Source organism: Trebonia sp. (assembly GCF_030042015.1).
Taxonomy (GTDB): Bacteria; Actinomycetota; Actinomycetes; order Streptosporangiales; family Streptosporangiaceae; genus Trebonia.
In genome coordinates this window covers 1-10,634 of sequence record NZ_JASIAL010000189.1, presented here as the reverse complement: position 1 = coordinate 10,634, position 10,634 = coordinate 1, and the positions used below count along the sequence as shown (strand labels likewise).

Sequence of the window (10,634 nt, the reverse complement as noted above, 5' to 3'; positions counted from 1 at the left end):
TGGGCCGACCGGGACCATGTCTGGGCCGATATCGCGCCACGCCTGTACGCTGCAGCGGCCGCCGCGCAGTGGGACCCGGCAACCGCCGTCGACTGGTCGGCGCAGGTTCACCTGCCCGAGACCGCAGAGCGCGCGGTCGTGCAGGTAATGACCTACCTCGTCGAGAACGAGCAGGCAGCGCTCATCATCCCGGCTAGGCTGCTCAGCCAGGTCCACCCGCACTTCCGTGAGGTAATGCAGCTGCTCGCGACGCAGGCCGCCGACGAGGCGCGGCACGTCGAGGTGTTCAGCCGGCGGGCCATGCTGGCCGGCGGCCCACTCGGCACCTCCAGCGCGGGCGGGCGCGCATCCCTGCAGACGCTGCTGACCGAGCCCGACTTCACCACCGCGAGCTTCCTGCTGTCGGTGCTGGGCGAGGGCACGTTCGTGGACCTGCTGCGGTTCCTGCACCGGCATGCTCCGGACCCCGTCACCGCGGACGTCACCCGGCTGGCACTGCGCGACGAGGCGCGCCACGTCGCGTTCGGGGTCGCACACACCGCTCACGCGGCCCGCGCCGACCCGGGCTACCTGGGCCTGCTGCGGCAGGCGGTCGAGCGGCGGCATGCCGCCCTCACCGAAACGGCCGGACTGAACAACGAGGTCTTCGACGCGCTGGTGCTGCTCGCCGCTGGCTCATGGGAGCCCGACGCCATCGGCCGGGGTTTCGCCGCGGTACAGCAGCTTCAGCAGGCAATGGATGAGGGACGGCGGCGGCGCCTGGCCTTCATCGGCTTCCCGCCGGACGAGGCGGCCGAACTATCGGCGCTGCACACCCGCAACTTCATGTGAAGCAGGCGCCGGTGCCGCACTGCTAGCCACCCGAAACGCCCGCAGGCGTGGCCACTGCGGGGATCAGGAAGGCCGCGGCCAAGGCGGCGACTGCGCTCCACCCGGTCCCGAGCACTCGCGCACAGTAGCGAGCACCCAGACCGGCCGGCAGCCGAAGGCGCTTCTAATTGCGCGCGGCAACCCGCACCGGCGCCCGTACCGGGAGCCTCAGGACTCCCCGGCCCGGCGCTGCACGAACTCGAAGCCGAACCGGCCCTTCACGCACAGGTGGCCGTTGCCGACGTCGTGGTCGAGCGGGGAGGTCACCTTGACGATCCGGTTGTCCTGCACGTGCAGTTCGAGGTTGCAGCCGACGCCGCAGTACGGGCAGATCGTGGTCGTCACGGTCTGCCTGGACTCATCCCAGGTCCCGGCCTGGCGCATGACGTACTCGCTGGCGGGCATCAGGGCCCCGGTGGGGCAGACGCCGATGCAGTTGCCGCAGTACACGCAGGCCGAGTCGGGCAGGGTCACGTCGAACTCGGTGGAGATGCGGGCGTCGAACCCGCGGCCGGCCACCGCGATCGCGAACGTGTTCTGCGCGTCCGGCCCGCACGCCTCCACGCACTTGTAGCAGAGGATGCAGCGCGAATAGTCGCGGACGTAGCTGTCGTTGTCGTACTTGACCGGCTGCCTGACCGTGCCGGCGGCGGCGCCGTCGGTCGCGTGGTGCTCGCCAGGGCGGGTCGCGTCCCGTTCCCCCGCGGCGTGATCGGCGGCGGGCGGGCCGTACCGGCCCGGATCCACGCCGTAGTTCGACACCCACCTGCGCACGTCGGGGGAGGCCAGCGAGAGGTCGGCGGAGGAGGACAGGAACTCAAGGACCATCTTGCGGCTGGTGCGGACGCGTTCGGAGTCGGTGTGCACGGTCATGCCCTGCTCGGCCTTGCGCGAGCACGCCGGCACGAGCGTCCGCGACCCTTCGACCTCCACGACGCACACCCGGCACACGTTCACCGGGGTGAGGTTCTCCAGGTAGCACAGCGTGGGCGTGTCGATGCCCTGCTGGCGGCACGCGTCGAGCAGCGTGGCGCCCTCGGGGACGCGCACCGTCTCCCCGTCGATCGTCACGTCCACCAGCCGCCGGGGGGTGTCCAGGAACACCGCGGTCATGTCAGCTCCCCACGCTCGCTATGAAGGCATGCTGTCGATGAGGCCAAGGCGCAGTGCCGACTCTACCGCGGAGACCGCGGTCTGGCCGAGACCGCAGATTGAGGCGTCCCTGGTCACCGAGACGATGTCTGTCAGCAGGGCGCGCTCCTGCGCGGCCGAGCCGAACGGCGCGCCCCGCGCCATCCGCGCCATCACTTCCTCCAGGCGCACGGTCCCGACCCGGCACGGGACGCACTGCCCGCACGACTCGTCGCGGAAGAACTGGGTGATCCGCCGCAGCAGGCCGGCGATGTCGATCGTGTCGTCGAGCACGAGGACCACCCCGGACCCCAGCGTCGCCCCGATCGCGCGCAGCGCCTCGAACGTCAGCGGGGTATCCAGCACGTCTGGGGTGACGAACGAGCCCGCCGCCCCGCCCAGGAGCACGGCCTGCAGCGGCCGCCCGCCGCGGACGCCGCCCGCCGCGTCGATCACCTGCCGCAGCGTGATCCCGAACTCGTGCTCGTAAAGCCCTGGCCGCTCCACGCACCCGGACAGGCAGAACAGCCGGGTTCCTGTCCAGTTCGCCGTCCCGATCGAGGCGAACGCGGGCCCGCCGATCCGCAGGATCTCCAGCACCGACAGCAGCGTCTCCACGTTGTTGATCGCGGTCGGCTTGCCGAACAGGCCTACCTGGGCGGGGAACGGCGGCTTGTTGCGCGGCTCGGCGCGCTTGCCCTCGATCGAGTTGATCAGCGCGGTTTCCTCGCCCGCGATGTACGCCCCGGCGCCGCGCCTGACGTCGATATCGAAGCTGAACCCCTCGCCCATCACGTCCGCGCCGAGGAGACCGCGGGCGCGGGCCTGCCCGACCGCGTGCCGCAGCCGCGCTTCCGCCAGCGGGTACTCGCCGCGGATGTAGATGTAGCCCTGCTCGGCGCCGCAGGCGTACCCCATGATCGTGACGGCCTCGACCAGGGCGTACGGGTCTTCCTCCATCAGCACCCGGTCCTTGAACGTGCCTGGCTCTGACTCGTCGGCGTTGCAGACGACGTAATGCGGCCGGACCGGGTTGCCGGCCACGCCCTCCCACTTGGTCGCGGTCGGGAACGCGGCGCCGCCGCGGCCGAGCAGCTTGGCGTCCTTGATCTCGCGCAGCACGCCCTGGGGGCCGACGGCGACCGCGCGGCGGAGCATCGCGTACCCGCCTGCCGCCCGGTACGACCCGAGCGATGCCGGGTCTACCTGGCCGACGCGGCGAAGCAGCCGCAGCGTTCGGGATGACCCGTTTTCTAGCTGTGGTACGAGCGGGGAGGGATTTGCAGGCGTCCCGGGGGACAGGGCCTGCCATATCTGGTCCGGGTCCGCGGGCGCCAGCCCGACCCGCGCCGGGTCCGCGCCCGCGCGCTGGATCAGCGCGGCCGAGCCGCGGTCACACTGGCCAAGGCAGGGGCTGCGCTGCCAGGTGACGCCGGTGCCGTTGAAGGCGGACCGCTCGCCTTCTGCGCCGAACCGCCGTGTCATCTGCCCGCACAGTTCCTCCGCGCCGGCGACCTGGCAGGCCAGGTCGTCGCAGACGTGGACGACCGCGCCAGGGGAGGGGGTGGTGCGGAACAGGGCGTAGAACGAGGCGACGCCGTACGCCTCGGCCGGCGGGACGGTCAGCCGCTCGCAGATGTGGTCGAGCGCTCCCGGGCTGATCCAGCCGACCCGCTCCTGCACCGCGTGCAGCACGGGAATCAGCAGGTGCCGCCTGGCGCGGGCGGCGTGGCCGCCGAACGCGACGTGCCCGTCGGCGGCCTGGCGCCGCCCGCCTTCCCAGCCGGTCTCCGGCGGCCCCAGTACCGACGCGATCGCGGCCCGCTCTTCGCCGGTCGCGGGCACCGCAGCCCCGAGCCGCAGGTCCACTTACCTACCCACCTCCGCGTGCGTGCGTTCTGGGGAGGCATGAGCGCCCCCGCCGTTCGTGTCCAGCTTGTCGATCCTGATGGCAGTGGCCTTGAACTCGGCGGTGCCTGACTTCGGGTCCCAGACGTCCAGGGTGAGCACGTTGGTCTCGACCTGCTCGGGGAAGTGCAGGGTCATGAAGGCGAGCCCTTCCCTCAGCTGGGTGTCGATATGGACGGGCGCCACCAGCGACCCGCGGCGCGAGGAGACGATCACCGACTCGCCTTCGGCGAAGCCAAGCCGGGCCGCGTCCTCTGGCGACAGGTTGAGCGTCTCGGGCCGCCGGATCGGCGTCGCGTACTGCCCGGACTGCACGCCGGTGTTGTAGGAGTCCAGCCGGCGGCCGGTGGTCAGCCGGATCGGGAACTCGGCGGATAGCTGGTCGATCGGGTCTTCCTGCTCCACCGGCGTGAACGGCGCGGGGTTGCCGCGCTTGGCCGGGTCCTCCTCCCACAGCCGGGCGTGCAGGAACAGGGTGCCGGGGTGACCGTCGTAGGGGCAGGGCCACTGGATGCCGCCGAGCTCCTCAAGGCGCTGGTAGCTCATGCCCGCGTGCATGGGCGACAGGGTGCGCAGCTCGTTCCACAGGTCCTCGGCGGTCGGGTGGCCCCAGTCCGTGCCGAGGCGGCGGGCGAGCTCGCAGATGATCTCAATGTCGTCCCTGACACCTGGCGGCGGCTCGAGCGCCTTGCGGACCCGCTGCACGCGGCGCTCGCTGCTGGTGACCGTGCCTTCTGCCTCGCACCACGTGGCCGTCGCCGGGAACACGATGTCGGCCGCGAGCGCGGTGTCGGTCAGGAACATGTCCTGCACGACGAGGTGCTCCAGGCCTTCGAGCAGCTTGCGGGTCCGGCTGGTCTCGGCCTCGGAGCGCACCGGGTTCTCGCCGACGATGTAGCAGGCGGTGAGCTCGCCGTGCTCCATGGCCTCCCACATCTGCGACAGGTGCATGCCCCGCTTGGCGGGCAGCTTGACCCCGTACGCCTTCTCGAACTTGGCGCGGGCCGCCATGTCGGTTTCGATGTCCTGGAACCCGGTCAGCTTGTTGGGGATGGCCCCCATGTCGCCGCCGCCCTGCACGTTGTTCTGCCCGCGCAGCGGGACAAGGCCGGAGCCGTACCGGCCGATGTGCCCGGTGAGCAGTGAGAGGTTGATCAGCGCGAACACGTTGTCGGAGGCGTTGTGGTGCTCGGTGACGCCGAGCGTCCACAGGATCTGCGCCCGGTCGGCACGGGCGTAGTCGTGCGCGAACTGCCTGATCAGGGAGGCCGGCACGCCGGTGTCGTGCTCGGCCCGCTCCAGCGGGTACTGCCGCACGGCTTCGGCGTAGGCGTCGAACCCGGTCGTGGCGCGGTCGATGAAGGCCTCGTTGACAAGCCCGGCCGCGATGATCTCGTTGCCGATCGCGTTCGCCAGCGAGATGTCAGAGCCGACGTGGATGCCCAGCCATGCGTCCGCCCACTGGGCGGACGAAGTCCGCCGCGGGTCCACCGCGTACATCCGGGCGCCGTTGCGCAGGCCCTTCAGGACATGGTGGAAGAAGATCGGGTGAGCTTCCCGCGCGTTCGAGCCCCATAGGACCAGGAGGTCGGCGTCTTCCGCCTCCCGGTAGGAGCTGGTGCCGCCACCAGCTCCGAACACTGCCGCCAGACCGACGACACTAGGGGCGTGTCAAGTGCGGTTACAGCTATCGATGTTATTGCTGCCCATCACGGTGCGGACGAATTTCTGCGCCGCGTAATTCATCTCGTTCGTCGCTTTGGAGCAGCTGAACATTCCGAACGACTTCGTGGCGTCGCGGTCCCTGGCAAGCGCGAACCCCGCGGCCGCGCGATCCAGGGCTTCGTCCCAGCTCGCCGGGCGCAGTTCCCCGTTTACCCGCACGAGCGGCTCCGTCAGCCGTACCTGCTTGCTCACCTCACCTCACCTCCCCTGGAGCTTCGGCACCTATTTAACTGATCGTACGCGCGGGTTCGGGACCGGTCTATCGCGGTGAATACGGGCATCTGGCCTGTTGGCGCGGACGCCAAAGCGGGAAAAGGACAGTTGTCCGGGCGCACGACTCCGCGCACTACCGCTCACTGGTCAGCCCGGATGCCTGGCCGATCAGTGCGCCGAGCTCCCGCTGTACCTCGGCCGACCCCAGGACCTGATCGACCACCCGGTTCACGTCCATTCCGCCAGGCCAGTCGTCGTCCAGGTGCGGGACGACATCCCGGATCGCACGGTGCAGGAGCTGCGGCCCTTGCCCCAGGGCGGCCGGAGCCGCCAGGTCCACCGCCTGCGCGGCGGCCACGGCTTCCACGGCGAGGAGCTGGGTCAGCCGGGTGAGGATCGCCGTCAGCCGCCGGGCCCCGAGCGAGGCGTTGGTCGAGTCGTCCTCGACGGCGTCCGCGCCGTAGCGCGGATCGGCACACACCGGCGCCGACCCGGCACGGATCTCGGCGACGAGGGCCTGCGCGGTCTTGGCCAGGGGCGCGAAGCCCGAGCGTTCGGGGCCGTAGACCGAGAGGTTGGCGGGCAGTCCGCTGACAGCGGAGTCGAGCAGCCGCTGCATTCGCGCTGCCGAGACTGCCGCGGTCTGCGCGACGGCCAGCGCGAGGGTGTCGAAGGCCAGCGCCAGAGCCGGGGTGTGGAAATTGCCTGAGGAGAGGATCTCGTTAGTGTCGGCCAGCACGACCGGGTTGTCACCACAGCCGTTGAGCTCCGGTTCCAGCGCGGCGGCGGCGAAGTCCAGGGCGGCGTGCAGCGAGCCGTGCACCTGCGCCGTGCAGCGCAGGCTGATGGGGTCCTGCACGCGCCGGCCACTGCCGGGGGCGGCCAGTTCGCCGCCCGCGAGCAGCGCGAGGAGTTCGGCGGCGGCCCTGGATTGCCCGGGGGCCGGCCGCAGGCGCAGCACCCGGGGATCCAGCGGGCTGGTGTTGGCACGGAAGCCCTCGAACGTGAGTGCCGCGACTGCCTGGGCCAGCGTCACAGCGGCCGCCGCCTCATGAAGGGCGAGGGCACCGTGGCCGGCGGCTAGCGGGCTCGCGCCGCACAGCACGGCCCCATCCTTCGGGCCGAGCTGAGCAGGAGTCAGGCCTGCCCGTCGCAGTGCCGCCGCGCCGTCGAGGATCTGCCCGGACACCTCGGCGTGGCCCTCGCCGATGACGACCAGGCCGACATGAGCCATCTGGCACAGGTCGGAGGCGCCAATCGAGCCCACCTCGGGGATCACCGGGTGCACCCGCGCGTTGAGCATGTCGATAAGCAGCCGTGCGACCTCAGGACGCACTCCGCTGCCGCCGCCCGCAATGCCGTTGACGCGGGCGAGTACGGCAGCGCGCACAACCGGGATCGGCAGCGGGCCGCCGACCGCGTTGGCCCGGCCCCGGACCGTGCGGACGCTGAATCGCGCGAGTTCCTCGCGCGGCAGGGCGTACGAGGACCGGCTGCCCAGTCCCGTCGTCACGCCGTACGCCGGCACCTGGCGGTCGACGATGCTCTCGACGACGGCGCGTTCGCGCTCCAGCAGGGGGATCACGGCGTCGGCGAGGACCACCCGCGCGCCGTGCCAGGCGACCGCGGCGACGTCAGCCGGGGACAGCGTGCGCCCGTCCACGACCACTGCGGGAGGCGTCATGCGAACCGCAGCCGCTGGCCGATGCCGCGCTCGCCGGCCTTCCTGAGCATCGCGGCACCCAGCGCGATGTCGGACAGCGAGAGCCCGCGGTGCCAGAGCAGGATCGTTTCGTCGGCGCGCTCACGGCCCGGCTTAAGGCCAGCGACGATCTCGCACAGCTCCCCGTGCAATGTCTGTTCGCTGAGCCGCCCCGAGTCGACGTGCTGGCGCAGCGCACCGAACGGGCCAGACCGGCACTGGCCCCAGTCGTCCACGACGATCTTGTCCATGATGTCGGTCAGCGAGAGCTCGACCGCGCTCATCGTTCCGTACGGCACGACGAGCGCGCCGGGCGCGATCCACTCCGTCTTCAGCATCGGCTGCGGCCGGTCCAGCCGGGACGCCTCCACCACGATATCCGCGCCCGCTGCGCAGGTCCGCCAGTCTCCGGCCACGATGACGGGCTTGCCGAGGTCGTGCTCGAGCCGCGCAGCGAACGCCTCGCGGCTCCCGGGACGGAGCGAGTGGACCCGGATCTCAGCGAAGTCGAAGATCCGGTCCAGGAGCCGGACATTCCAGTACGACGTGCCGCGGGCGCCGATATGCCCGAGCACCTTGGCATCCGGGCGGGCTAGATGGCGGGCGCCTAGCGCGGTGACGGCGCCGGTGCGCATCTCCGTTATCGCGGTGGCGTCGAGGATTGCCACCGGCATGCCAGTGCGCGGGTCGAAGAGGGTGAGCAACGCCATCTCGGAGGGCAGCCCGGCCTCGTAATTGCCGACGAAATCGCCGACGGTCTTCACCCCCGCCAGCCCGAGCGGCGCGATGTAGCCTCGCAGAATATTGAAATGGCCCCGGAACGCGGGGTCGGGCATCAGGTGCATGCGCGGCTCGACGACCGTCTGACCGAGCCCCTGGGCACGCAGTCCATCTTCCACGGCAGTGAGCACGTCGGCGTCGTCAAGCGCGAGCTCTGCTATGTCCGGGCCATTGAGGAAGGTAAGCCAGATCTCGTTCAACGGCTGTTCTCCCGCGTCAAAGGTTGCGATCACACGGCGGATGGTCATCCGGCTCTACCGGACCCTGGACCAAGTTATTCCCCGGCGCCGCCGCCGGGATGGCGGGCCTGGTCACGATCAGCTTCGCCGGCGGGAGGATCAGCCGTATGGGCTGGACACTGACTGCCCCGGCACATCCAGCCGAGCGGCAAGGAGAAGATGGCCCTGGGCGAGCGCCGTGTCCGCGGGCGTCTGCCCCCGGTGCGGCCCGGCGACGGCGGTGATGGCAGGGTCGGCACCAGCGTCGAGGAGTTCCTGGGCAACCCGGCCGAGTCCCCGCCAGCACGCGGAGTGCAGCGCCGTCATGCCATCCCCTCGCCGGCCGTTGACGTCCGCCCCCCGTTCCAGCAGCAGGCGGACCAGGCCGAACATGTTGCGCGCCGACAGCAGCGCCGGATCGGCCGCGACCATCCGCCGCACCTCGGTCACCTGGCCAAGCAGCGCCGCCGCCACGAGCCGGTCCACTGGCCGCATGTCCATAGCCTAGCTATCGACTATACTGCTGGCAATGGAACCCGCAGAGCAGCTGTACCTGGCAATTCAGCACTCGGCCAGGCACTTCCGGCTGCTGGACGGCGAGCTGGGCCTGTCGCCGGCGCGGTTCTCCGTCCTGGCAACCCTCCGGTACGGAGGAGCGCACCGGCTCGGGGACCTCGCCCACAGCGAGGGAGTGGCCCAGCCCACCATGACCAAGCTCGTCGCCGGGCTCGAACGCGACCGCCTGGTGATCCGGCGCGCGGACAGCAGTGACCACCGTGGGGTCATCGTCGACCTGACCCCAGATGGGCGGGCGCTGGTCCGGCGCGCCCGCGCCAGGAAGATCGACTGGATCGGCAGCGTGCTGCGCGAGACAAGCGCACTCGACGCGCAGGCGGCCGGACGGACAGCCGAACGTCTCGACCAAGCCGCCAGGACTTCAGCTGCGCCGATCATCCCCGAACCGTCGCGCTACGGGGATATATTGTTACCATGGTAACAGTTGAGCGGACGCAGACCGGCCTTCGCATCGAGCGGAACACGCTGAAAGTCCTCAAGGGCCTAGCCGAATACCTCGACCTGTCCCTCGGTGACCTCGTCGAAGGCATCGTCTTGCACGCGTTCGAGGGCAAGGCCCCGTTCGGGCCGCCCGTCCTCGCCAAGATCGACCAGCTCAAGGCCGTCTACGGCCTGACGCTGACCGCCGCCGACGCGCACAAGCTGAAGGAGCCATGACCGGCACGCGCCGGCGGCTCACCGGCCGCATCCGGGTCGCCCTCCCGCCCGGCGAAGCGTTCCGCCTGTTTACCCCGCGCGGCGAACAGGACTGGGCACATGGATGGCACCCCGCCTTCCCGGCCCCGGCCCCCGACGACACCGAGCCGGGAACCGTCTTCGAAACCAGCGCCCACGGCCGGCACACCATCTGGCTCGTGACAGACCGGCAACCAGGCCAGCGCATCTCCTACGCCCGCGTGACCCCCGGCGACCAGGCCGGCACCGTGACGATCACGGTCAGCGCCGCCGACCGCCACAGCGAGGTCGAAGTCACCTATCAGCTAACCGCACTCACCGGCCCCGCCAGCCGCGAGCTGCGTGAATTCGCCGATGAATACCCCGCCTACCTCCAGTCATGGCAAGACGCCATCACCGCCTGGATACACAACGCCGCCGCCGGGCCCGGCCACCGCGGCGCGCTATGAGCTGAATACGGGTCGTTGGCCCGCTGCGATGCCTGCGCCTGACCGGTTGCCTTCGTCCCGGTCCATTTCCCGTCCGTCACGCCAGCCCCTCCCGCTTGCCTTGCACGCGCGGGCCGGGATAACGGGAAGGAAAATGCCTCCCCTGACCGGCCTTTTCTTCCCCGATAATCGGCCTGTCCGGAATGTCCGGTTCCGGGATACCGGCATACCGGGCATATCGCCGATGCCTTCAGCGATGCGGCGACGAGCTTCAAGCATGAAGTCCTCGTGAATCTCGAAGCCGCCTGCCACTCGTCCGAGTCGCCGAGCGACGACAACTGTGGTCCCGCCCCCGGCAAAGTTGGCGTATGGCGGGCTGGTGAAGAACAGGTTGACACGTTTCGGTCC

General features: G+C 70.5%; 10 protein-coding genes. 4 read left to right on the top strand and 6 right to left on the bottom strand.

Features of this window, described 5'->3' with window-relative positions:
- The coding region (locus Q1N79_RS09705; RefSeq protein ID WP_300607100.1) for a ferritin-like domain-containing protein at positions 1 to 831 on the top strand (831 nt) is incomplete at its 5' end.
- 207 nt (positions 832 to 1,038) lie between these two features.
- Here Q1N79_RS09705 and Q1N79_RS09700 read toward each other — a convergent pair.
- From Q1N79_RS09700 to Q1N79_RS09675, 6 genes are all read right to left on the bottom strand, one after another.
- A complete protein-coding gene (locus Q1N79_RS09700) occupies positions 1,039 to 1,983 on the bottom strand; it encodes a 2Fe-2S iron-sulfur cluster-binding protein (protein WP_300607097.1) in 945 nt (314 codons plus the stop codon).
- Positions 1,984 to 2,001: 18 nt separating this feature from the next.
- Positions 2,002 to 3,870 carry an NAD(P)H-dependent oxidoreductase subunit E gene (locus tag Q1N79_RS09695; protein ID WP_300607094.1) on the bottom strand — a complete coding sequence of 623 codons (1,869 nt, stop codon included), beginning with the start codon at positions 3,868 to 3,870 and terminating at the stop codon, positions 2,002 to 2,004.
- On the bottom strand, positions 3,871 to 5,826 hold the full coding sequence (locus Q1N79_RS09690) for a molybdopterin-dependent oxidoreductase (RefSeq protein WP_300607091.1): 1,956 nt from the start codon (positions 5,824 to 5,826) through the stop codon (positions 3,871 to 3,873).
- 154 nt (positions 5,827 to 5,980) lie between these two features.
- Entirely contained in the window at positions 5,981 to 7,531 is a 1,551-nt protein-coding gene (locus Q1N79_RS09685; protein ID WP_300607088.1) for an aromatic amino acid lyase, read from the bottom strand.
- Entirely contained in the window at positions 7,528 to 8,562 is a 1,035-nt protein-coding gene (locus Q1N79_RS09680; protein WP_300607085.1) for an ornithine cyclodeaminase family protein, read from the bottom strand. Before Q1N79_RS09680 ends, Q1N79_RS09685 begins: the two co-directional genes overlap by 4 nt.
- A 105-nt stretch (positions 8,563 to 8,667) precedes the next feature.
- On the bottom strand, positions 8,668 to 9,042 hold the full coding sequence (locus Q1N79_RS09675; RefSeq protein WP_300607082.1) for an ankyrin repeat domain-containing protein: 375 nt from the start codon (positions 9,040 to 9,042) through the stop codon (positions 8,668 to 8,670).
- Positions 9,043 to 9,076: 34 nt separating this feature from the next.
- Here Q1N79_RS09675 and Q1N79_RS09670 point away from each other — a divergent pair, with 34 nt between their 5' ends.
- From Q1N79_RS09670 to Q1N79_RS09660, 3 genes are read left to right on the top strand one after another with little or no spacing between them, the layout of a single operon-like run.
- On the top strand, positions 9,077 to 9,544 hold the full coding sequence (locus tag Q1N79_RS09670) for a MarR family winged helix-turn-helix transcriptional regulator (protein ID WP_300607079.1): 468 nt from the start codon (positions 9,077 to 9,079) through the stop codon (positions 9,542 to 9,544).
- The gene (locus tag Q1N79_RS09665; protein WP_300607075.1) at positions 9,538 to 9,780 is read left to right on the top strand and encodes a hypothetical protein; all 243 of its coding nucleotides are present in this window, start codon (positions 9,538 to 9,540) and stop codon (positions 9,778 to 9,780) included. Before Q1N79_RS09670 ends, Q1N79_RS09665 begins: the two co-directional genes overlap by 7 nt.
- A complete protein-coding gene (locus Q1N79_RS09660) occupies positions 9,777 to 10,247 on the top strand; it encodes an SRPBCC family protein (protein ID WP_300607072.1) in 471 nt (156 codons plus the stop codon). Before Q1N79_RS09665 ends, Q1N79_RS09660 begins: the two co-directional genes overlap by 4 nt.
- The last annotated feature ends 387 nt before the right edge of the window (positions 10,248 to 10,634 follow it).